We start from the raw sequence: 23334 nt of genomic DNA, 5'->3' as shown, positions 1-23334 counted from the left end.
GTAGAGGAAGAATTTTGAATAAAGAAATTTCGCTTGATATGGATGGAGTATTGGTCACGTGCAGCAAGAACTACGTCGACGACGTTGAGTTTAGAGGTGTCTTTTGACGCTTCAAAAGAGCGCTTTCCATGAGACCTACGTTCGTGCGGCCGGAGCCGTGGCGTTCGTAGCCGTAGTCGATACTAATGGAGATGAAGGGATTGGTACCGCGTTCCATATCGGTGATGGGATTTTCGTTACGGCCCGGCACGTGGTTGAAGGGGTGACAATCAAGGAGATCGCTACCACCAAATCGGCGCACCTCATCGAAGAGGCTGGAGGTAAGATGGTTCCTCCGCGTCGGCTACAGATTGTCGATGGTCCCTACTTTGGTCCAAATGGACTCGATGTTGCTGTCTTCAGAGTTGAGCTTGGCACGACGCCGTTGCCGGCGATCACTGTCAGCCAGCACACGGACTACTCGTTTGGAGAGAATGACTTGGTCCTATCAGACATCCTCGTGGTCGGCTATCCCCCGATCCCGTTTACTACGGTACCCAACCAAGTTGTCACTTTAGGACAGATCAATGCTGTAGTACGTGTACATCATTCTCCAGCCCTGCATTTCATCGCTTCATCCATGGCCCGGGGCGGGTTTAGCGGAGGTGTGGCGCTTGATCAGTCCGGTGTTGCGCTTGCACTCGTGACAGAAAGTTTGGGCCAGGGCGATATGCCGCTGGAAACCGGCTATATGAGCCTGCTGTCGATCGAACCGGCGGTGGATCTTGCTGCCGAAAAATTCAAGTTCAGCACTCATGGTGGCTATCCTGGTCGCTATAGTGACACGTTGTTCGCCGTGAAATTCTCGGACCCGTCTGGTAGGTCGCTTAGTTCTTTTATCTATGACGCCAGTTTGTACATCTATGATGACGACCGCGACGTATTTGTTGAGATCAATTGCGCAGACGAGGCACGGATGGATGAAGCGGTCGCGACATTCGATAACATTACGCCTCTCACTCGCCACGATATTGGTGATGGGGCCGTTTTGTACACGCCCACCGAAAACCCTTCCGCAGAGCTGCTGCTTGAGGCGGGGGAGGCTGTAGCGGCTCTCTTCGAGAGTTTTGGCTACAAGAGGACGGCCTTGGAGCGCAGTCAGTGGCAGCTCAAGTCCAAGCGTTAGACTGCAACGGTGAATCGCCACGGATAATTTAGACACTTCTGAGCCGTTGATAATATTGATTTTCATAGTCCGTCGTTGTCATCTGATTACTCGAACCATGCCGACACTTACTGTTATAAAAAATTTCGATATAGTCAAAATTCAGAGATCATCTTGGCGAGACAGTCGTTTTTTTTGAAAACGCGAGGGTTGGATGGGCAGTTGGCCGCCATCTTCCTATCAAATGCGGCCAAATCATAAAAGGAGTCAAAAGAATTTCATGAAGAAAAAGCTGCAATTGGCACTCAACAAGTACAAGCCGATCCCTCCTAAGCTTCAAGGGGATAGCGAAGAGAGTCCGAAAACGATTATTGATCTTGACCTTGCCGCTCTCTATCACCACTTTTACTTGGACACCTACGGCACTCAGCCCCCTAATCCGGATCCTGCCCAGTTTGAGCACATGAGATTCCTAGTGCCTGACGATGAGCTTCGATTTCAAGGTGAGGGGGTGGGCGCTTCAACCAATGCCAAGCGAGCCAAATCCAGCGAGATGGGGCAGGCGTTCTGTCGCTGGTTCCTGCATGAGCATTTGGGGATTAAATACTTCGCACATTTGGATCGTTTGATCGATGACACAGGCGAGAATTTGCATGGATTTACTTTAGAGCGTACCGCACCAGGCGATATGCCTGACTACCTGTGCAGTGACGGGGCAGGCTCCGTCGTACTTGCAGAGGCTAAGGGACGCTATACTTCGGTGGGGTTCAACACGAAAGAGTTTGGAAATTGGCGGAAACAGTTCACGCGGGTTCGGGTGTTGGACAGCAAGGGCGAGGCTGTTTGGATAAAAGGCCATATCGTGGCCACTCGCTTTGCAACCGAATCCACACCCAAGGTTCAGACCAAGTTGTTTGCAGAAGACCCAATCACAGAGGGCCGGGAGCCTTTATCAGGAGAAACTGCACGCAGCCTCTCCGGACAAATAATCTGCAGCCATTACAGTAATGCGCTGATGAAAATCGACCAACCTCTTTTGGCTCTCGCCATTAGAAGATCAAGGCGTTTGGAGTCGCAAAGCAGAATTCCAGTAACCCTGTGGAAGTTCGCATTTGATGACCAACAGCGACACTTCGTTGGGGGCTATTACGCAAATGATACCAACGAGCCGTTAATTGACTTAGAAAATGGGCAGGCCACACACCGCAGCCGTGATCCCTTCAGGTTAGGTGTGCACTCGGGGACGTTCGTGGGTGTTGAGCTTTCGGTCTTCGAGCATCTGGTAAAGGTTGCGCGGGGTGATGCTCGTCTGTTGGATGGCCTACCGGAGGTCGAGCCCATTAGGGAGATTTACAGCGGAATAAGCATGTTGCGAGACGGCTCAATTGTTGGACCCTTGTCAATGTTCATACCTGTCAGCTTAAATAACTATTAAGCGTGAGTTGCCAGCGCTAAAGGTCCTTGTTCGAACGGCTGATGATGGCCGATTGGAGCCGATCCCAAAAGGTGTCTAACAGTTACAAGCGGTCACCTTGTGTCTAGGATATATATACTTTGGCGTAGCAGCTCGTGGGATCACAGACTAAATAGCTGGGTATTTCAGCTCGCTCAGACCGCATGAGTATAACGGTGGATTACCACTAAACGAATCGGAAAAACGATACAGGAAAAACTCTATAGCGGTGGCCAGTTGTAGTTGGCCACTACATAATGATATGACTGACCGACGGGTCGTTATATTAAATGTTATGCCCCTTGAGTAGACTTCTATGACACATATTGCAGTAAGAAAGATGATTGGCAGCCAAAATAGGTATGCCAATCGCAACTGGTGGTACGAGTTTCAGGAGATACCTGGCTTCGCTGAAGAGTCAGATGTTCAGGTACGTTCAAGCGAGCTATTGCAGCAGTTTTCAACCATAACGAAGAAATGGAGTTCAGAACTAAATTCGGAATGGACGGTAAGAATATTTTTTGCAGCAAAGATGGTTTTGGCCTCTTCCGTTATGGCACAGACTTTGAAGTACGCTGAGGAAAATAACCTGCGCCCTGTGGTCTCATATCTGAGTTATTACACGGTCATGCATGCATTGCGCGCTATTCTTTTGACAAGCCCGCAAGTTAAATGGAACAACGGAGAAATTCTCCAAACGACCCACACAAAAACGATCAATATCGCTTGCGATGCATTAGCACATTTCAATAAGGAGCTTGCGAGTCAGGTAAAGAGTTCAACGATTCATCTAAAAGCCTTCAGAGAGCTTATTTCTTACCGCGCACCATCGAGTGGTGACAACTTCGAAAAACCAGACTTTGATGTGTACAGATTCTGCCGACTTTTTCTTGAGGTGGCACAGCTTCAGTCTGAGCTACTTGAAGCATCCATCGGAAAGCATGTAACTAACTCATTCGCACTTGAACAAGACTTTACTCAACATGTATACGACATTGAGATCGATGGAATTCACTTCCATGACAAGGAGGATTGGTATCGGATTGGGTATTTAGCTAGAAAGCATCCAGCACCAACAAACATTCTTCACATAATGTCAGAAGGGCATGTGGAAGACTTTTTTGGCTCATGGTGCCCAGAGGAGGAAACTCCTAATGCTTTTAACCCCGATGACGATTGGCGCATACTCTTCGATGTCCCCTAATGGGAGGGCATACATTTCATTCAAGCCGATCTGCTTAAGCAGGCGGATTAATTCAAACGATAGCCGTCTGCTTCTCTAAACCCTCGATTTCAGCTTCGGGCTGGACTCGGTCGTTCACCCAAAACGTGAGTAGTCGCTTCTGGCTTGCAACCGGACGTCCGGACCGGAACGACCGCTCCTCCAGGTCTGCCATTCCTGTCGCTGGTAACGAACTTCTACTCCCCGCCTAGTCTGGACTTCGTACCTTGATGCGCGCCGCGCTGTTGGCGGAATTATGAGATTATTTGCCGACCATAAGGTGGGCCATGGTGCGTTACGATTCAGCCTTGCTCCCATGCGCATATTCATTTCATGGTATTTTGCATGGCATTGTAATGTGATTTATTTTCAATTCATTGTTTTATAATAATTTTATATATGTATATATGATTGAGTGGGAATGATTGGGCGTCCAAAACTGATCGGCCCCCTCTAGCAAGAAATCCCCTGAAGCCCGCGTAATCGCGGGCTTTCGGCTTTTTAGGTCTGGCACTTCGCTACAACGACTCGATCCACCGCAGATAAGAAACTATCACTTTTGGTCGATATGATGTTGGTGGAATGACGCTTTCAGAGGCATGTGAACGGCTGAATGAAGCAAAGAAGATGATCTAAGCGGGGAAGTCATGTTGATAAATGGGGAACATGTCGGCAAAATTGGGTAATTATTGGTAAAATTAAAATCTTTCTTCAGACTCTGCCATTTTTTCCAGTATCACAGTCTTTGTTATTGATACGAAAAGCGGCTGAAATAAGGTATAAAGCCGCATGAAAATCCCAAAAAGACTCCAACCTCTGGTCGATGATGGCCTCATAGACGATGTGCTCCAACGCTTGAAAAGCGGCAAGGAGGCGGACGTTTACACTGTTTTATGTGGTGACAAAATCCAGTGTGCCAAAGTTTACAAAGAAGCAATGCAACGTAGCTTTAAACAGGCAGTGCAGTACCAGGAAGGACGCAAAGTCCGTAATACGCGTAACGCCCGTGCAATGCAAAAAAGCTCAAAATTCGGACGCAAGCAACAAGAAGAATCCTGGCAAACGGCGGAAGTTGAAGCATTGTTCCGTCTTGCTAATGCCGGTGTTCGCGTACCACAACCCTATATTTGCATTGACGGTGTGTTATTGATGGAGCTGGTCACTGATGTTGACGGCGCTGTTGCCCCACGCCTTAGCGATGTGATTCTGACGGAAGAAAGCGCAATTGCTGATTTCGATACGATGATCCGCAATATCGTGCGCATGTTGTGTGTAGGTATTGTACATGGTGATTTATCGGAGTTTAACGTGCTGATCGATGCGCAAGGACCGGTAATTATCGACTTGCCACAAGCTGTGGACGCCGCCGCCAACAACCATGCTGAATCAATGTTTGCACGTGATGTTAATAACATCACCGCTTACTACGGTCAGTTCGCGCCACAATTATTGCAAACACGGTATGCGCAAGAAATCTGGATGTTATATGAAGACGGAAAATTAACACCAGAAACCGCGCTAACCGGTCTCTTCGTCGAAGCGGTGCATGAAGTGGATATGGGTTCACTGATTGATGAAATCATTGCAGCTGAAGATGAGTTCTACGAACGTCAGCGGGCAAAAAAAGAACGCGACGATGAATAATGGTTGGAACGACATCAGTCGTTGATGGCGCTTTCAGGGATTCAGTGAAAACTGAATTCCTGAAAGTCACCAGACGCCAGTTTTCTATGTTGTTTTAATTCCAGAGATACACGGGTCTACCGTGAGACGGATCACGGGAACCTTATCCCCGTGCTCCGCCAAAGCTGCAACAGCTGTTTAGCTAGTCATAAAATAACCCGTTAAAGATGTGACTCATCGTCCGTGGTCTTACTCATCAGAAGAAGCGATTCTATCCACTCGGAAATCAAAAATAATTTTTGATAGGTGGAGGAAAATGGAATGAATCACACTGACTGGCACCCGGCGGATATCATCGCGGGATTACGGAAAAAAGGGACGACGCTGGCGGCGGTTTCCAGAGCGGCGGGGCTGGCATCATCTACGCTGGCGAATGCGCTCACCAGACACTGGCCGAAAGGAGAGCGCCTGATTGCAGACGCTATGGGGAAAAGGGCGGAAGAGATTTGGCCGTCGCGTTATTCAGGCGTGAAGTGAAGGCAGGGAGTAGGGGATATAAACGAGAAAGCGCCACGGGATCATGGCGCTTTAAAATTATCTTAGGATAAATAGGGACGGGAAAATCATTTCCCCATCTAGAGCCCCGCGAATTCAAACGGTTGGGCAGGTTTAAAGTGTCCTGAAGCCTGACCGGAATAGATCGTGCTTTGGTTTGGCCCCAAATCCAGTTTAGCGGCGCTACCACCGCGTGGCGCAAAATTGATCTTCTTCAAATCGACCCAAAAGATGTTGGGCGAAACGGCAGACTCAAAGAAATATTGCAGTGATTTATGGTCGACAACGGTACGCCAGCGAGTTGAGGCAATATTCGGCATATCTGGTAAGGAATAACCATAAGGGACTGAAGCATTACGTATGATACTGAATGCGGTGGCTAAGTCTGCTTTATCTTTTTCTATTTTTCCTTTTTCTGCTACACCAGGAATGAGTTTATTGGGGTTAACATTTTTCACATAAAATGAGGCGCGAACAAATCGGTCGGCAGCGCGGTTCGTTCCTGGCAGCATCACATTGCCACCGATCTGATCCCAATAGGCATTAAGCGTCAACTGCTGATCGAAAGTTGGTGAATTGGTCATTACCTGATAATTCTTACTATGGTGAATGACCTGCTTACCGTCGATATATTCAATAATCGCACTGTCGCCAGACGAATCAGATAACGAAAGATGCAGCGTTGCTAGCCTCTTCTGCCCTTCCACTTGCTTGGTAACCAGTATAAATTTTTCCTGTTGTAGCGATTTCACCGCTTCATCGACGGTAGCGAAATTATCCAACACGTATTGTGCCCATGCGGCGACACTTAATCCCGGTTTTTTCGCTGTCGGCTTGGTTTTGGGATATTCAGACTCCGCCAGCCAAAGCACATTGGCTGCCAACCCTTTTTCATTAACCCCATCGGTTGTGGAAGCCATTCCTTTTCTACCATCGAAAGCGGAGGCAATGACACTGCCGTATTTTGATGTCCACTCCAGAGAATATTGACCGGCTCCGCCAGAGCGCTTTAGTTCTTGAGGGAAAATCCAGAGATTGGTCTCGGTATCATCGGCCCAGTCCATTGAACGGGCGGTAATGGGGTAATCAGGGTTATGTGGATCCAGATAAACGAACCGCGTACAGGCGAGTGAAACCGCGGAGCCTAACGTTAATGCCACTAATGATAATGCACATACCGTAGACTTAATACGCTTATTATTTTTTATCATTTAATTTCTCCAATTTTACTGTTTTTAAAGGTGAGTAATAAGAGATTTTTTTATTATAGATGGTGGTTTTTTTATTGCCTTTAATTCTTCTTGGTAAATAGAGTGGTGTTTATTTATCCTTAATTAATTATTTTTAATGAAATGTATTCACTGCAATGGATTTTCATTGTCGCCATTATTTTTGCAATGAAATTTCACAGTAAAGTGAAGTTTGAATGAAAATTTTTTCTGAAAGCGGTTTCTTTCTCATGACAATAAATCAAGACTGGAAAGCGGTGGCCACTGTGTGACTTGTCACCGTTCCATACGTTATCCCTGTTGGTTTAATAAAGGTGAATTGTGATGAAAGACATATCAGCACTGTTTATTTTATCTGTTTTGTTCCCCGTTTATATTCTGGCAGCAACGCCGACTGTTTTGCCGTATCAGGAAGAGGGAACAGGTTACCACCCTAAAAAAAAGCATTCACATCATCATTACCCTGAAGCAGGGCGAAGCCATGGTGCGAATGGGGGTAACGGCGGTGACGGAGGGAGTCTCGAGAATGCACCGGGTGGGCGGGGTGGTAACGGCGGAAATGGAGGAAATGGTGGTAACGGAGGGAAAGGTGGATCGGGCGGAAAAGGGGGGATTGCGGGTAAAAATGGTGCCGATGGAAAAAATGGAATCGATGGTGCCGATGGGAATTAGTACTCATTCGGGCATGGATGCTCGCAAATCTTCTGCCTGTTTCAATACAACGTAAAAGTAGGTCAAGGTTTCACCCAATGCTTTAACCTTACTGCCAACTGGCAGTAAACTGGTGGAATGATTTTTTGACCGATTTTCACTGTGGGCGCTCGCCTGCATGTGCATCGATTCCGTTCCATCTCTTTTCAGTGAGCTATTTGGCCTATGACGTACCTCAAATTCTTGGGGATTGGGTTTATTTGTGTGTTGTTGCTGTCTTTTTGGCAAAGCTGGGCGCAGTCGACGCGTAACGGCGAGACGTTTAGTGGGCAAACCTGGTGGTCTGCCAAACGTGATTCTTCTGGGCTAGCGCCGAACCCTGTGCAATTTCGCCAGACTGCTATCGTGCAGGTCTATGCTGCGCCGACTTACGGCTGGCGCGGGCTGGTGGCGGTGCATCCGTGGATCATCTTCAAGAAAGCAGGGGAAACCCAATATCGCCGCTACGAGGTTGTAAGCTGGGGAAGTGATAACGTTGTTCGTCTGAATCGTTCGGCGGCAGATGCTTACTGGTACGGGGCTATGCCGAAGCTGTTGGTGGCGCACCGTGGCGACAGGGCGGAAGCCATGATCCCGCAGATTGAGGCCGCCATTAAAAGCTATCCGTGGCCGAATACCTACCACGCCTGGCCTGGGCCGAATAGCAATACGTTTCTGGCACACATTGGCCGTGAAGTACCTGCGCTCAAGCTGGATATGCCAGCCAATGCGATTGGTAAAGATTACCGCCCGATAACGCGACCGGTTGGGCTGTCGCCATCAGGGAGTGGCGTGCAGATTTCACTATTGGGCGTACTAGGTATTACGATGGGCGTCGAAGAGGGCATTGAAGCCAATATTCTGGGGCTGAGCATGGGTGTCGATATAAATCCGCCCGCGCTGCGTTTACCTTTTATTGGTCGCCTCGGCTATGAAAAAACGGGTAGCAAAGAAGGCTGAAAGTAGATTTCCGCCTTACGCTCCGCATTGCCGCAGATGCGTCAGCAGATTGGTCACTTCGGGTTGCAGAATTGCGCCGGATTTCACGCCCAGCCAGAGCTGGCGTGAAGCCCACTCGTCGGTGAGGTTGATGGCACGTAACCCGGTGCCAAGTACTTCCGGACGAATTGCTCCTTCCGGTAAGACGCTGATGCCCAGCCCCGCTTCTATCATGCGGCAAATACCGTCAAAACTGCTGACTTGCACGCGCAAGCGCAGCACTCTTCCCAGTTCATCCGAGGCGTCTTTCAGCTGTTTCAGCAAAGAGCTACCGCTATTGAGGCCGACGTAATCGTAGCCCAATGTGTCGTTAAAACTCACGTCTGACAGTGCGGAAAGTGGGTGCTGGGGCGGAACGAGTACGACAAGTTTGTCCTTACGGTAAGGAATCTTCTCGACCCCTTGCGAGCCGACATTATCCACGAAGATGCCAATATCGGCTTCACCCATCGCCAGAGCCGTCACTACGGTTTTGCTGAGCTTTTCCTCTAGGTTAATACGAATGAGCGGTCGTGTCGGAAGGAATGACGCGAGATCCTGCGGAAGGAACTGAATAATCGCCGAGGTATTCGCCCACATGTGTACGTGACCACGCACGCCAACGGCGTAGTCATTCATTTCGCTCGCCATGCGTTCCACGTTGCTCAACACATTGCCTGCGAGATTGACCAATTCCTTACCTGCGGGCGTTAGCGTCAGGCCGCGCGGCATTCTGATAAACAGCGCACAGTCCACGGTACGTTCCAGCTCGGCGATACGCTTGCTCAAAGCCGAAAGCGTGATGTGAAACTTTTCTGCGGCTTTGGTCAGGCTACCCGACTGGGCAACCTGCAAAAAGATACGGAGCGACTGAAGGTCAAAATGCGCAGGATTAATCATGGTTTATCGAGAGTCCTCTGCAGGGCTGGAAAACTGCGCAATAGCTGGCAGTTTGATTCCGCGCAGCATGTCGTCGCATATCTTATGTCAGGCTGTAAGTTAACACATTCGGAGGTTTTCCTGACAGGAAAGGGTCATTGACTATTCAGGGATTATCAAAATGCGTCTCTGCACCTAGGATGGTGTCGTTCTCTCTCTATTTTTGCCTTATGGGTTATTTGGTTACGTTATGTTTAGCTTAATGATGTTCAGCGATATTTTGTTGTGTTTGCTTTTGGGTATCGGACTGGGATTTTGCGGAGGAATGCTGGGGATTGGCGGTGGGCTTATCGCGATTCCGATTTTGGGAGTGCTCTTCGGGATGGATCAGCATATGGCACAGGGAACCGCGCTGGTGATGATTACGCCTAACGTACTGATTGGTTTTCTGCGCTATCGCCAGCGTAACCGTATTGATACGCGGGTGGCGCTGACGATGTGTGCTTTTGCGACGGGCTCTGCCTACCTTGCTGCTCACATCGCTTCATCGATTGATGTTCACCACCTTCAGCGCGCCTTTGCCACTTTTCTGCTGGTGTTGGCGGCGTACTATATGTGGCAGTGGTATAACAAAAAGCGCAGCCAAAGGTCGGAGATTGTCCTGTCGACCAAATATCTGCCGCTACTCGGTGTAGCGAGCGGGTTTATGTCCGGTATTTTTACCGTCGGCGGCGGTCTGGTGGTGGTGCCAGTACTGGTTACGCTGTTTGCTTTTGCACAAACGCAAGCGCAGGGTATGGCGCTGATTCTTGTAGTGCCGGGCGCACTGGCGGCGCTGCTATCCTATTCGCAGGCGGGTAATGTTGACTGGAGTATCGGCTTACCACTGGCGCTGGGGGGAATTGTCAGCGTGTCCTGGGGCGTCGCCGTTGCCCATAAACTGCCGGTGGCTTATCTACGCGGCGCGTTTTGTCTGATGCTGATCGGCGTGGGAATCGCTATGCTGGTGCTGAAATAACCGCTAAAGCAATGCGCTTTTGCAGCGAAATGAGAACCAGATAGATGAAAAAATGGAAAGTGTGGATTGTAGTACTGTCGATTGCCGTTATGGCCGCGCTGTTTACGCTTTCCGGGCTATCTGACTTCGAGTTGGATAATGCCACTGTGTCACCGTTTCGCTTTCCGTCTGGGCAGAATGTTTTGGCTGGTTCTCTGATTGTGCCAAAAGGCGTGATGTCTCCGCCTATTGTGCTGATTGTTCATGGTGATGGGGCGCAAGATCGATTCTCCGAGTCTGGCTATCTTCCTTTAATTGACCAGTTTATCGACGCTGGGATTGGTGTTTTTACCTGGGATAAACCCGGCGTCGGGGAAAGCTCAGGTGATTGGCTGAATCAATCCATGCAGGATCGTGCTGATGAAGCGGGTGCAGCGCTGAATGCAGTCAGAGCACTTCCTGAAATGGATCGGCGCAAGATCGGATTTCTCGGGTTTTCTCAGGCAGGCTGGGTCATCCCATCTGCTGCCAGCCAGTTTCATCCTGCGTTCTCGGTGATGGTGGGTAGTGCGCTCAACTGGAGAGAGCAGGGGGTCTATTATACTCGTCAGAAACTGACGCGCGCCGGAATGGCGGAAGCGGAAATTGAGCGGCAGGTCAGCGCCGAGTTAACAGCCAATGACGCCGTTTTTGGCCAGCCTGAGATCGCTGACCCGGCCCGACGGCCGGATATCGAACCGCGCCGATTTGCCTTCATTGCCCGTAACTATCTGGCGGATGCGACGGAGGACGTTAACGCAATGCCCGGCCCGGTGTTAGCACTATGGGGGAGCGACGATCTCAATGTCGATCCACAGCAGAATGCAGCGAGGTATCAGCAACTCTTGACTGTCCGTCTTCATCAGCAAGCGGTGATTGTGCCAGACGCGACGCATGGATTACTGCGCGCGCCGCTGTTCAATGACCAACTGACGGCGGAATGGCCACAGTGGAAGAAGGTGGCTTTCATGATTCTGGGCAGGAAGGCCTATGCACCTGGAGCCATTAGGCAGATGACAGAGTGGATAACGGCTGAGGTTAGTAATGACGGGTCACGCGGCTCTCACTTGCCTGAGTGAAAACGTGTAAATGCATCCAACGTTCATATTTAGTGCTTTTCATTCCTACTTACTCCTTTAAATAGATAGGCATTAAGCCTAAATTTTTCAGTACTTTCTCCGTTGATAGGTAGGAAGTCATGCGGCCAGACTGATGGTTTTTCTCAGATTCCTGACCGTTGTTGGAACGGCCCGAACGAATCAGGGTCGACGTCCTCTCTGAAGCCCAATCCGCCCAGGCCATAAATGGCGATCCACTGCCCCAGCTTGATTTGCGAGACTTTCACCGCTTTATAAAAGAGTACACGCTGGTCAGTGAGTTGGTTGATCAGGAAGTGTTTAATTTTGTTACAGAATGATAGGTGGCTAGAAAGATGGTTTTCTGTGGCGGGAATGCCGATTTCAGTAGTTTTTATGATGATTAAGGGAGGGGGCGCGTCCGTGCGGCCGTGTTATCGGATGAGGTTGCGTTGAGTTACTGCGTTTTTTCTTTCGGCTCCAGAGCCCATTCCACTTTGCCTTTACCGGTATTTTTGGCTTGGTAAAGTGCAACATCCACGCGTTTCATAAAGTGTTCTGTGGGTTCCTGAGGTTGCTTTTTACCCGCCCCAATGCTGACAGAAAGATGATGCATATTTTTAATAATGATTTTGTTCGCATTTTTTAATACTTCTCTTGCCAGCTTCTCTGCCCGATCCTGTGTCCCGGCATACAAAATAATCGCGAATTCTTCGCCACCTATTCGGGTTGCGACCACTTCACTGTTATCAAAACGGGAAAGGATATGGCCGAACTTACTTAATATTTCATCACCTTTCGTATGCCCATATTTGTCATTGATGACTTTGAAATTATCGATGTCGATAATAAATAAATAGGGCGTTTTCGCTTCGGGTTTTTTTAATTCATTAATAAAAAACCGGCGGTTAGGGAGCTGCGTGAGTTCATCGCTGAATGACTGTATTCTGGCTTCAACATACTTATTATTGATTTGCTGTATCAGGGTATAGACACCGAATCCGACGCCAAACATACCAATAATTCTCAGCATATCCTCAACATAATACCCAACTAGTTTGGGCTGATAGATAAACTCATCCATGAAGTCAAACGTGGCTGAGCATATCCAGACATGTAGTCCGAGTCGAATAGATAAAGCTGAGGTATGGTTAAGTGATATTTTACTGGTACACGACAAAATAAAAAAAAGAAAAACCAGTGCAATCAAATCGGTATAAGACCCTGGATTATTGTGCAACTGCTCCTGAAAGTCGCGGTGCTTGAAGAACAGGAGATTAAATATAATGATTAACACAGACAATAAAAGGGCAAGCCTTACTGACGAGGACGCCTTCTTATTTTTATCGATAAAATCATGGTCATACTCTTTAAAAGGCATTGCGGATCTCCTCTTGTATCACCTTTCAATCCTATCATGAAACCTGTTGAATACATTCAGTAGCGTGGTGCCGAGCGGTGTTGCCAAGAGAATGACGTTAATCTGACTCATGTGCAAAAAGCAGACGCCCGATCGCTCAGGCGTCTTTACCGATTAAAAATCAGCTTTCAGTACAACGCGATAACGGGCTTTGCCGTCACGTACGTGCTGGATAGCATCGTTGATTTTCGACATTGGGAACAGTTCCGTCTGTGGCTTCACGTTGGCACGTGCGGAGAGCTTCATCAGAGAACGCAGCTCATGCGGTGAGCCAGTAGAAGAACCAGAAACGCTGCGGTCGCCCGCGATGAGCGTAAAGGCTGGAACGCTAAATGGCTTCATTACTGCGCCGACGGTATGGAACTTCCCGTTGTAGGCGAGCGCGTTGAAGTAGGGTTGCCATTCCAGATCGACGCTCACGGTGTTGATGATCAGATCGAACTGGCCTGCCAGTGCGGTCAGCGCCTGCGGATCGCGACTGTTGACGACTTTATCGGCACCCATCGCCAACACTTCCTGCTCTTTGGACGGGTTTGAGCTGAACGCCGTGACCTCACAGCCCATCGCATGCAGGAGCTTAATCGCAATATGCCCCAGACCGCCGATACCGATCACGCCGACGCGGCTGGTCGCAGTGACATGGTGCATTAACAGCGGTTTGAAGACGGTGATGCCGCCGCACAGTAGCGGACCCGCCGATTCGATATCAATGGAATCAGGAAGCGGGATAGCCCATTGCCAGTTCGCTCGGATCTTATCGGCAAAACCGCCTTTGTTCAGAATCGTTGGCACGCTGCCTTGCTGACAGTTGGTTTGGCTGCCGCTGATACAGGCATCGCAGTGCCCACAGCTGCGTGCCGTCCAGCCAATGCCGACGCGCTGACCAATCTTTAATCCTTTGTTCTTCGCCGCGTCACCCAACGCGTGCACACGACCAATTACTTCATGCCCGGCAACCAGCGGATAGCTCGACATTCCCCATTCGTTATCGATCATCGAGAGATCGGAATGGCACACGCCGCAGTAATCAACCACGACTTCGACATCTTCCGCCTGCAGTTCACCCGCATCAAACTCATACAACTCCAGCGCTGCGCCTGCTTCCGGTGCGGCATAACTCTTGATTATCGTCATCACAATTTCCTCAGTATGGGTTTGATTAACCAGTCTAAAGGGTTATGACGTTTTTCTCTATGTCACAACGTGCCTGTGGTTTTTCATTTTGTGTCAACGCCGGAGTAGAGCGGGCTAGCGCTTGCTTTACGGGGGGCACTTACTTATGCTGCAAAGCGTAAGATCCTATCCCATTAGGGCTATTTCGTTTGCCATTTTGAACCTGGGCAGTGCTCGCACAAACGCAATTGCGTTTGAACGCCCCTTGGGGCGGCCCGAAGGGTGAGTGTAGCGAATAATCCTCACGTACTACGTGTACGCTCCGGTTTCTGCGCGCTGTCCGCGTCCAAACTGGCTGCACCAATAACGCCTACTGGGATGGCTCTAAGTACATGACTCGGGGTGCCCTTCTTTGTGAAGGCTGAGAAATACCCGTACCACCTGATCTGGATAATGCCAGCGTAGGGAAGTCACGGTATCCCACCGGTTGCCGCCTTCTTCCACGCCGGTTGGGAGACCTATGAACACGCAACCCGCCGACTTTTCTGCCGCTCAGGCAGCAACATCACTTACCCAATTTCGTTCTGCTGCTCCGCTGGTGCACTGCTTGACCAACGATGTGGTGCAATCTTTTACTGCTAATGTGCTGTTGGCACTGAATGCGTCGCCTGCAATGGTAGTCGATCCTGAAGAAGCTGCGCAGTTCAGCGCGGTGGCGGATGCGCTGCTGATTAATGTCGGGACGCTAGAGCGTACGCGCGCTGAAGCGATGCGTGCGGCCGTAAACAGCGCACATCAGGCGGGTACGCCGTGGGTGCTCGATCCGGTTGCCGTAGGCGGTTTAACCTTTCGTACTGAATTTTGCCGAGAATTGCTGACATGGAAACCAGCGGCGATTCGCGGTAATGCGTCTGAAATCATGGTGCTTGCTGGGTTAGCTGCACAAGGACGGGGCGTGGATAGTGCTGATGATTCACTGGTAGCACTCCCTGCAGCGCGAGAGTTAGCTCGGCAGGTGGGGACGATTGTTGCGGTGACCGGCGCGGTGGATTATGTCACGGACGGTGAGCGTGATATCGCGGTAACCGGCGGCGATAGCATGATGACGCGCGTGGTCGGTACGGGCTGCGCACTGTCGGCGGTGGTCGCGGGGTTTTCTTCTCTGGAAGGTGACCGCTTATCCCACGTGGCGGCAGCATGCTATGTCATGGCATTAGCGGGGCAGCAGGCGGCTTCAGTGTCACAAGGCACAGGAAGTTTTATCCCTAATTTCCTCGATCGACTCTATACCCTACGCGCGGAGGAGCTGGCATGAAGCGTATCAATGCGTTGACGATTGCGGGTACCGATCCGAGCGGTGGGGCGGGTATTCAGGCGGATTTAAAAGCGTTTTCCGCGTTGGGCGCTTATGGCACGTCGGTCATTACCGCACTGGTGGCACAAAATACGCGTGGCGTGCAGTCCGTCTACCGGATTGAACCGGATTTTGTCGCAGCGCAGTTAGATTCCGTGCTGAGTGATGTGCGTATCGATAGCGCCAAGATTGGGATGCTGGCGCAGACTGATATTGTCGAAACTGTTGCTGAACGCCTGCGCCATTACGCCGTGCCTTTCGTGGTGCTGGACACCGTTATGTTGGCGAAAAGTGGCGATCCGCTACTCGCGCCGGAGGCGGTAGAATCGATCCGTCGTGAGCTGCTGCCGCTGGTTTCTCTGATTACGCCCAACCTGCCGGAAGCCGCAGCGCTGCTGAATACGTCACCCGCCGCTAACGAGCGGGAAATGCGTGAGCAGGGGGAAGCGCTGCTGGCGATGGGTTGTCAGGCGGTGTTGATGAAAGGCGGTCACCTTAGTGAAGCGGAAAGTCCGGACTGGCTGTTCAGTCGACAGGATGAACCGCAGCGCTTTAGCTCCCCGCGCGTGAATACGCGTCATACGCACGGCACTGGCTGCACGCTTTCTGCCGCGCTGGCGGCACTGCGGCCACGTCACGATAGCTGGGGCGAGACGGTTAAGGTGGCGAAGGCGTATTTACAGCAGGCGTTACAGCAGGCCGACACGCTGGAGGTCGGGCACGGAATCGGCCCTGTTCATCACTTCCATCACTGGTGGTGAGCCCTAAATAATTCGAGCTGCGGCTTTCCTATCGTTTGACGTATGACGGGTATAAGTAAATCGACTTGTACTTTGCGCGACATCTTTGTCAGTAATTTCAAACTAAATTAAGCGTATTTCGGCGTGACAGTGCGAGTGTGTCCGGTTATTTTGCTCTGAAATCTTGGCGTTAATATGAAATAGGGTGTGGGGATAACATATGGCAGGTTCTGCTCGCAGTGCGATGGCTGCCAAGGCGCTTCAGACGATACTCAATATCGGCCTGTTGGCGCTGGCAACCATTCTGGTGATTTTTTTAGTTAAGGAAACGTTTCATCTGGCGAAGGTGTTGTTGATCTCCAGCGAGAAAGATTCCTCCTATCAGCTGATAGAAGGCATCGTGATCTATTTCCTTTATTTTGAGTTTATTGCGCTGATCGTGAAGTATTTCCAGTCTGGCTATCATTTCCCGCTGCGCTATTTTATCTACATCGGCATTACGGCCATCATTCGCCTGATTATTGTCGATCACAAAAGCCCGTCGGATACGCTGGTGTATTCCGCGGCGATCCTGTTGCTGGTAGTGACGCTGTATCTGGCAAACAGTAATCGCCTGAAGCGAGAGTAATCTAAACGCGCCGCTATTCCAGCAGCGAACACTGGGGCGGTAACCGACAGTGAATCGCTGCGGGAAGCACCTCAATGCGGAAGCGTTTGGCGGTGAGCGGCTCGCCGTCCAAATTAAATGTCATATCGTCCGGGGCGGTGATCTCCAGCCAAGGCAGGGTCGCGGAAATCATGTTCTGGTTTTCGCTGCCGGTAAACCAGGCCTGAAGCATATTAGGCAGCAACTCCGTTGCCGACAGCACGCTCAGTTCCAGCAGCCCATCGTTGATCAGCGCCTCAGGGCAAAGCTGCTGTCCGCCGCCTGCCTGACGGCCATTCCCTACCGCGATAACCAGTGTATCGCCCGACCAGTGAAAATCCGGCCCGTGAATCTCACAGCGCTCGGCTTGCAGCATATCCATGCGAAAGAGCGCGTGTAGCACGTAAGAGGCACTCCCCAGCGCGGCTTTCATCTTGGCGGGTGTTTCAGTGGTAATGCGCGTGGCAAATCCGCCCGTCGCCATATTGATGAAATAGTGGCTGTCGTTCACTTTAGCGATATCAATCGCCGTGGCGCGGCCTTTGATCGCCAGCGTCAACGCATTGTGCATCTCCATCGGAATCTGACAGCTGGTGGCGAAATCGTTGGCTGTGCCCAGCGGCACAATTCCCAGACATGGGCGAACCGCTTCCGGCTGCACGGCTAACGCTGCGGCAACTTCATTGACGGTGCCGTCGCCACCCGCCGCGATCACGTTATCGGCTTTGAGCTGGATAGCCTCTTCCACATAGCGTTTGGCATCGCCGTATTCCCAGGTTACGCGGACATGTAGCGTATAGCCATCCTTGCGTAGCTCGCCGATGGCTTCGCGAAGTTCGTCATTACCCGCACTTTTCCCATTCAAAATCAGCAGTGTGATTGGATTTTTTTCCATGTCGTCTTTCTCTGGCTACGATGTTGTTAATACGGAAACGTTGCAGTTAATCATAGTCATTAAATCGGCATGTAGACATCAGAAGAATCGGTGAATATACCCGTCATACTTCAAGTTGCATGTGCGTTGGCTGCGCTCCGTCACCCGAATCACTTACCTGAGTAAGCTCATCGGGATTCCCTCTTTTGCCGCCTTCCTGAAGCTCGAATTATTTAGGGTATGTTTGCGGTGGGGAAATACGTGATCGACAGAAAAAGAAAAGCCAGCTCAAGGGAGATTGAGCTGGCCAAGGAGGTGGTTCCTAGTAGTATCACTACGCTTATTTTTTGTTCTATGTTTTCTCAGCGACGCAATATTAACCACAAGGCTAGCGAATTGATGTGATCTGTTTCTAATATTCGTTAAAAAACCCTGAGCTTTGTAACGATACCCGCTGGCTGTTAGCGCGCTTATATGTGACAGAGAAAAGGCGATGGTGGGGGGGCATACCGTAAGGAAGCGGCGTTTTGCTAAGTGTACCGCCGGATGGTTGTGCATCCGGCAGTATGACTAATTTATTCCGCGTTAGGATTGCGCGTGGTGGTGGCGCCCGGTAGATTGCGCAGCAATAGTGCATAGTCCAGCGAGACATCGTCCGGCACCGGCAGATAAACGATATGGCCGTTACCTGGGGCAACCTCGGTCGGCTGTCCTTTGACATTCTGCATCGATTCGATGGTGAATTGAATATTGCCGTTTGGCGTCATCATTTCCACGCTGTCGCCGCAGGAAAACTTGTTCTTCACCTCGACTTCTGCCAGCCCGTCGCGACGAACGCCGGTGAATTCACCGACAAACTGCTGACGATCGGAAACGGAATAGCCGTAGTCGTAGTTCTGGTAATCTTCATGCACATGGCGACGCAGGAAGCCTTCGGTATAACCACGGTGCGCCAGACCTTCCAGCGTTTCCAGCAATGTCGGGTCGAATGGTTTACCCGCGACAGCATCGTCGATGGCGCGGCGATACACCTGTGCAGTACGAGCGCAATAATAGAATGACTTGGTGCGGCCTTCGATTTTCAGCGAATGGACCTGCATTTGCGTCAGGCGCTCAACGTGTTGGATCGCACGCAGATCGCGGGAGTTCATGATGTAGGTGCCGTGTTCGTCTTCAAATGCGCTCATGTACTCGCCGGGGCGCATACTTTCTTCCAGCATAAAGACTTTGTCGGTCGGTTGGCCGATGCCCAACGCAGGTTCAACATTTTTTACCGCGATAGGTTCGTGCTGATGGACGATGTTCCCGACCTCATCCACTTTACCTTCCTGAACCTTATATTCCCAGCGGCAGGCATTGGTGCAGGTGCCTTGGTTTGGATCGCGTTTGTTGATGTAGCCGGACAGCAGGCAGCGGCCAGAATAGGCCATGCACAGCGCACCGTGAACGAAAATCTCCAGTTCCATCTCTGGGACGTTCTGGCGGATTTCCGCAATTTCTTCCAGCGACAGTTCGCGCGACAGAATCACACGCGTTAGCCCCATCTGCTGCCAGAATTTCACTGTCGCCCAGTTGACCGCGTTGGCCTGAACGGAAAGGTGAACATCTATCTGTGGGAAGTTTTCCCGCACCAGCATGATCAAACCCGGATCGGACATGATCAGCGCATCCGGCCCCATTTCGATGACGGGTTGCAGGTCACGCAGGAAGGTTTTTAGCTTGGCGTTGTGTGGTGCGATGTTAACGACCACATAGAATTTCTTGCCCAGTTCGTGCGCTTCGTTAATGGCTTGCGCCAGCGTCTGATGGTTGAATTCGTTATTGCGCACGCGCAGGCTGTAGCGAGGTTGACCGGCATAAATAGCGTCCGCGCCATAGGCAAAGGCGTAGCGCATATTTTTCAGCGTACCGGCCGGAGAAAGCAGTTCCGGTTTAAACATGGTATCTCTCGATTCTGATCACAAGTCAGGCTGCTCCACGGTGGGAACAGTAAAGGCGGAGGATTCTAGCGCTAATAGGGGGGAATTGCAGTAGACGACACACGAAAAGTGGGCCTATTGTTTGACGTAAATCAATTTTTTTGACCTAAATAAAGAATGGCCTGCCATAAACGGATCAGGCCAGATCTCATCGTATTAACGCGTGGCGATACGCGATGTACCGAGGATTTCTCGGTTGTGTGGCTGGTATAAATCAACCTGTGGGCCAACCGGCACAATCTGTGTCGGATTCAGCCACGCAATGCTGTAATAACCGGCTTTGATATGGTCGATATTGACCGTCTCTGCAATGCCTGGCCACTGATACAGTTCGCGCAGGTAATTCGACAGATTGGGGTAGTCGGCAATACGTTTAAGATTACATTTGAACGCGCCGTGGTAGGCCACGTCAAAACGTATCAGCGTGACAAACAAGCGCCAGTCGGCTTCGGTCAGCGTGTCGCCCAGTATGTAACGATGGCTGCCCAAATGATCGTCTAGTTCGTCCAGTGTGGTGAAGAGTGTGGTGACCGCATCGTTATAGTGTTCCTGCGTTTTGGCGAACCCGGTCTTATACACGCCGTTATTGACGTTGTGATAGACGGTTTCGTTCCAGCGGTCGATCTCGCTGTGCAGTTCCGACGGGTAGAAATCGAGGTGGTTGCCAGTCAGGTCGTTAAATTCACTGTTCAGCATGCGGATGATATCCGCCGATTCGTTGTTCACGATACGGCCTTCCACCCGGTCCCACAGCACGGGCACGGACACCTTTCCGGTATAGTCGGGTACGCTGGCGGTGTACAACTGGTGCAGATAGTGAATCTCGCCTGCATGTTCACCGGCATCCTGCGGCGTTGCAAATTCCCAGCCGTTATCTGCGATACGCGGATTAGCAATCGAGAGCGAAATAATGTTCTCCAGTCCTTTCAGCTTGCGAAATATCAGCGTGCGTGATGCCCACGGGCAGAGATAGGAAACAAAAAGCTGGTAACGACCGGCCTCTGGTACCAGCTCGGTTTGCCGAAATTTGGTTTCTTCGCGGTGGAACGCGCCGTTTTTGATCTCTTCCGCCGCGACATCGCCGTTAACCCACTTGCCATTCACTAAGCCTGACATATGCTTTTCCCTTACCTGTTTTTTGCAGGTGACCTATGATCCGCATCGAGTGCGGATGGATACCTGTCATTATTGTAGGTCTAAAATGGTAACAGCCGTGGGAAAAGAGAACATGACAAAATTTTCATTAAGTCGGACAGTATTTTTGACTGGCACGGGAAGGTAGCGGTTAGCGATCTGCCGCCAGCAGGCCGTAGAGCGCAGAATCAGACACTTCGCCGTCTACGATCCAACGCTGCTTTAACAACCCTTCCTGCGTGAACCCCAGTCGTTCCAGCGATTTGGCTGAGGCCACGTTGCGGGGATCGATTTCGGCTTCCAACCGGCTGAGGCCCGCCGTTTCAAAGGCAAAATCCCGCAGCGCAGAGAGTGCCTCCGCCATATAGCCTTTCCCTTGCGCACTCTCCGCCAGACAGTAGCCGATCTCTGCGCGTTTAGACTCAATCTCAAGGTTGAACAGCACGCAGGTGCCGATCAATTCGCCGCTCTCTTTGACTTCCAGACCCAGTTTCATATACAGCCCGGCACACAGCGCGCTCCAGTATTCGTCAATCGCGTCATTGGCCTGTTCGATCTGTTGCCAAGGTGGGTGATTCCAGAAACGCATGACAACCGGATCGGACATAAAAACGAACAGCGCAGGTGCATCATCACGATAGAGCGGGCGTAGCAGCAGGCGAGGCGTCTGGATTTTGGTGGTTTCGGAAAATAGCGCAGTCATTATCGTGAAAGCCTCTTCTTCGTGGGAAATGGATTGGTGTGCAATGAAAGACGGTTACTTTGACAGATGACTGGCTTGCAGTGCGGCAATATCACCCGCAGCGATGGTTTCCAGATGACGTGTGATTTTTTCTATCGGCCAGTTCCACCAGCACAGTGTTTCCAGAGCCTCGATGACGTCCGGTGCAAAACGCGGCTTCAGGATTTTTGCCGGATTGCCACCGACGACCGTATACGCGGGCACATCGGCAGTGACCACGGCGCGTGAAGCAATAATGGCACCATTTCCGATGTGGACACCGGGCATGATCAGCGCGTCATAGCCAATCCAGACATCATTGCCGATCACGGTGTCGCCTTTATAAGGTAAATCTTCTGGCTTAGGTGTCACTTTCTCCCAGCCGTTGCCAAAAATCTGAAAGGGGTAAGTCGACAGGCCGGAAAGCCGATGATTAGCGCCGTTCATGATAAATTTTGCGCCACGAGCGATAGCACAAAACTTACCGATGATTAATTTATCGCCGATAAACGGATAGTGATAGAGCACATTTTGCTCGAAATTTTCCGCGCCATCGGGATCGTCATAATAGGTGTAGTCGCCAATCTCAATATTCGGGTTGGTGACAATATTCTTGATAAAACACACTTGGGGGAAACCGGCCATGGGGTAGCGGTTATCAGGATCGGGTCCGTTCAAAATGGGCTCCATAACATCATAAGACGGTGGGCTTTATACCTCATTGCAGGGCGCGGCTTCCCAGCGATAGCCGATGCCATACACCGTGCGGATAAATGAGGTTTCTTCATCTAACTGCTCCAGCTTGCGGCGCAGGTTTTTGATGTGGCTGTCGATGGTGCGATCGGTCACGACGCGATAATCGTCGTAGAGCTTATCCAGCAGCGCTTCGCGGGAAAATACCTTACCCGGTTCGGTGGAGAGCGTCTTGAGCAGACGAAACTCCGCTGGCGTCAGGTCGAGGTTCTGCCCCAGATAGCTGGCCTGAAAGCCGCTTTTATCAATCAACAGGGCCGTTTCGCTTTTCTCTGCGGCTTTCACGCCGTCGTTCTGCCAGCCACAGCGGCGTAGCAGCGTTCTGACACGCACGACGACTTCGCGCGGGCTGAAGGGTTTACAAATATAATCGTCAGCACCAATTTCCAGCCCCAGCAGGCGATCGATCTCTTCGATGCGGGCGGTGACCATGATAATGGGCACGTTGGAGAACTGGCGGATGGTGCGGCAGAGCGTCAGACCGTCGCAGCCCGGCAACATCAAATCCAGCAAAATGAGTGAAGGGGAGTGCTGCCGTACCCACTCGACGACATCGTTGCCGTTAGGCAGCCATTGTGTGGCGTAGTCTGCGGCCTGAAGATAATCCACCAGCAGTTGCCCCAATTTGGGCTCATCTTCGACGATCAGAATAGGTGACGCCATAGCGAAATCGGATGCGGTTGTCATAGCTCTGCTTAGTTTCGGTTTCAGGAGT

Annotated in this window: 22 protein-coding genes, 1 pseudogene and 1 riboswitch; of the genes and pseudogenes, 13 read left to right on the top strand and 10 right to left on the bottom strand. The window is 50.8% G+C overall.

Annotated elements, in window-relative coordinates; all coding sequences use genetic code 11:
* Positions 1 to 103: 103 nt before the first annotated feature.
* The 6 genes and pseudogenes from DCX48_06960 to DCX48_06935 all read left to right on the top strand — a co-directional run bounded on the left by DCX48_06960 (position 104) and on the right by DCX48_06935 (position 5979).
* Positions 104 to 1165, top strand: coding sequence for a serine protease (locus DCX48_06960; GenBank protein QXE14275.1), 1062 nt, complete (start codon positions 104 to 106; stop codon positions 1163 to 1165).
* A 259-nt stretch (positions 1166 to 1424) separates the two neighbouring features.
* A complete protein-coding gene (locus DCX48_06955; GenBank protein QXE14274.1) occupies positions 1425 to 2579 on the top strand; it encodes a hypothetical protein in 1155 nt (384 codons plus the stop codon).
* Positions 2580 to 2685: 106 nt separating this feature from the next.
* Positions 2686 to 2838, top strand: a pseudogene (locus DCX48_06950) (IS3 family transposase).
* 75 nt (positions 2839 to 2913) lie between these two features.
* Positions 2914 to 3801 (top strand): hypothetical protein, encoded by an 888-nt coding sequence (locus DCX48_06945; protein QXE14273.1) that lies wholly within the window; start codon positions 2914 to 2916, stop codon positions 3799 to 3801.
* Between the two features lie 807 nt (positions 3802 to 4608).
* Positions 4609 to 5463 carry a serine protein kinase RIO gene (locus DCX48_06940; protein QXE14272.1) on the top strand — a complete coding sequence of 285 codons (855 nt, stop codon included), beginning with the start codon at positions 4609 to 4611 and terminating at the stop codon, positions 5461 to 5463.
* Positions 5464 to 5763: 300 nt separating this feature from the next.
* A complete protein-coding gene (locus DCX48_06935; GenBank protein QXE14271.1) occupies positions 5764 to 5979 on the top strand; it encodes a transcriptional regulator in 216 nt (71 codons plus the stop codon).
* Between the two features lie 98 nt (positions 5980 to 6077).
* On the opposite strand, the gene DCX48_06930 is transcribed toward DCX48_06935, so the two are convergent.
* Entirely contained in the window at positions 6078 to 7208 is a 1131-nt protein-coding gene (locus DCX48_06930) for a linear amide C-N hydrolase (GenBank protein ID QXE14270.1), read from the bottom strand.
* A 342-nt stretch (positions 7209 to 7550) separates the two neighbouring features.
* Here DCX48_06930 and DCX48_06925 point away from each other — a divergent pair, with 342 nt between their 5' ends.
* Both DCX48_06925 and DCX48_06920 read left to right on the top strand, forming a co-directional pair.
* Positions 7551 to 7898 (top strand): hypothetical protein, encoded by a 348-nt coding sequence (locus DCX48_06925; protein QXE14269.1) that lies wholly within the window; start codon positions 7551 to 7553, stop codon positions 7896 to 7898.
* A 204-nt stretch (positions 7899 to 8102) separates the two neighbouring features.
* A complete protein-coding gene (locus DCX48_06920) occupies positions 8103 to 8876 on the top strand; it encodes a DUF3750 domain-containing protein (GenBank protein ID QXE14268.1) in 774 nt (257 codons plus the stop codon).
* Positions 8877 to 8891: 15 nt separating this feature from the next.
* Here the strand turns inward: DCX48_06920 and DCX48_06915 are convergent, their stop codons facing one another.
* Positions 8892 to 9794, bottom strand: coding sequence for a LysR family transcriptional regulator (locus DCX48_06915; protein ID QXE14267.1), 903 nt, complete (start codon positions 9792 to 9794; stop codon positions 8892 to 8894).
* A gap of 244 nt (positions 9795 to 10038) precedes the next feature.
* Here DCX48_06915 and DCX48_06910 point away from each other — a divergent pair, with 244 nt between their 5' ends.
* Both DCX48_06910 and DCX48_06905 read left to right on the top strand, forming a co-directional pair.
* A complete protein-coding gene (locus DCX48_06910; protein ID QXE17172.1) occupies positions 10039 to 10791 on the top strand; it encodes a sulfite exporter TauE/SafE family protein in 753 nt (250 codons plus the stop codon).
* Positions 10792 to 10835: 44 nt separating this feature from the next.
* Positions 10836 to 11888, top strand: coding sequence for an alpha/beta fold hydrolase (locus DCX48_06905; protein ID QXE14266.1), 1053 nt, complete (start codon positions 10836 to 10838; stop codon positions 11886 to 11888).
* A 454-nt stretch (positions 11889 to 12342) separates the two neighbouring features.
* Here DCX48_06905 and DCX48_06900 read toward each other — a convergent pair whose 3' ends face one another.
* Positions 12343 to 13266: a GGDEF domain-containing protein gene (locus tag DCX48_06900; GenBank protein ID QXE14265.1), complete on the bottom strand. Its 924-nt coding sequence runs from the start codon at positions 13264 to 13266 to the stop codon at positions 12343 to 12345.
* Between the two features lie 153 nt (positions 13267 to 13419).
* On the bottom strand, positions 13420 to 14439 hold the full coding sequence (locus DCX48_06895) for an NAD(P)-dependent alcohol dehydrogenase (protein QXE14264.1): 1020 nt from the start codon (positions 14437 to 14439) through the stop codon (positions 13420 to 13422).
* A gap of 367 nt (positions 14440 to 14806) precedes the next feature.
* Positions 14807 to 14903, top strand: a riboswitch (TPP riboswitch).
* A gap of 35 nt (positions 14904 to 14938) precedes the next feature.
* Here DCX48_06895 and DCX48_06890 point away from each other — a divergent pair.
* The 3 genes from DCX48_06890 (at position 14939) to psiE (ending at position 17140) form a co-directional block, all read left to right on the top strand.
* Complete coding sequence (locus DCX48_06890; protein ID QXE14263.1) at positions 14939 to 15733, top strand: hydroxyethylthiazole kinase; 795 nt, start codon at positions 14939 to 14941, stop codon at positions 15731 to 15733.
* The gene (gene thiD, locus DCX48_06885) at positions 15730 to 16533 is read left to right on the top strand and encodes a bifunctional hydroxymethylpyrimidine kinase/phosphomethylpyrimidine kinase (protein QXE14262.1); all 804 of its coding nucleotides are present in this window, start codon (positions 15730 to 15732) and stop codon (positions 16531 to 16533) included. The genes DCX48_06890 and thiD overlap by 4 nt, the downstream gene beginning before the upstream one ends.
* A 199-nt stretch (positions 16534 to 16732) precedes the next feature.
* Positions 16733 to 17140 (top strand): phosphate-starvation-inducible protein PsiE, encoded by a 408-nt coding sequence (psiE, locus tag DCX48_06880; GenBank protein QXE14261.1) that lies wholly within the window; start codon positions 16733 to 16735, stop codon positions 17138 to 17140.
* Between the two features lie 13 nt (positions 17141 to 17153).
* Here psiE and yegS read toward each other — a convergent pair whose 3' ends face one another.
* The 6 genes from yegS to baeR all read right to left on the bottom strand — a co-directional run bounded on the left by yegS (position 17154) and on the right by baeR (position 23306).
* Positions 17154 to 18053 (bottom strand): lipid kinase YegS, encoded by a 900-nt coding sequence (gene yegS / locus DCX48_06875; protein ID QXE14260.1) that lies wholly within the window; start codon positions 18051 to 18053, stop codon positions 17154 to 17156.
* A 554-nt stretch (positions 18054 to 18607) separates the two neighbouring features.
* Positions 18608 to 19972, bottom strand: a complete 1365-nt coding sequence (locus DCX48_06870) for a U32 family peptidase (GenBank protein QXE14259.1) — start codon at positions 19970 to 19972, stop codon at positions 18608 to 18610.
* Between the two features lie 195 nt (positions 19973 to 20167).
* Positions 20168 to 21127 carry a glutathione S-transferase family protein gene (locus DCX48_06865; protein ID QXE14258.1) on the bottom strand — a complete coding sequence of 320 codons (960 nt, stop codon included), beginning with the start codon at positions 21125 to 21127 and terminating at the stop codon, positions 20168 to 20170.
* 169 nt (positions 21128 to 21296) lie between these two features.
* Positions 21297 to 21848: an N-acetyltransferase gene (locus DCX48_06860; protein QXE14257.1), complete on the bottom strand. Its 552-nt coding sequence runs from the start codon at positions 21846 to 21848 to the stop codon at positions 21297 to 21299.
* A 54-nt stretch (positions 21849 to 21902) separates the two neighbouring features.
* The gene (vat, locus tag DCX48_06855) at positions 21903 to 22556 is read right to left on the bottom strand and encodes a Vat family streptogramin A O-acetyltransferase (GenBank protein QXE14256.1); all 654 of its coding nucleotides are present in this window, start codon (positions 22554 to 22556) and stop codon (positions 21903 to 21905) included.
* Between the two features lie 21 nt (positions 22557 to 22577).
* Positions 22578 to 23306, bottom strand: coding sequence for a two-component system response regulator BaeR (gene baeR / locus DCX48_06850; GenBank protein ID QXE14255.1), 729 nt, complete (start codon positions 23304 to 23306; stop codon positions 22578 to 22580).
* Positions 23307 to 23334 lie beyond the last annotated feature (28 nt).

Origin of the sequence: Pectobacterium atrosepticum, from assembly GCA_019056595.1 — a bacterium.
Lineage (GTDB): Bacteria > Pseudomonadota > Gammaproteobacteria > Enterobacterales > Enterobacteriaceae > Pectobacterium > Pectobacterium atrosepticum.
This window is presented reverse-complemented; position numbering and strand designations above follow the sequence as displayed.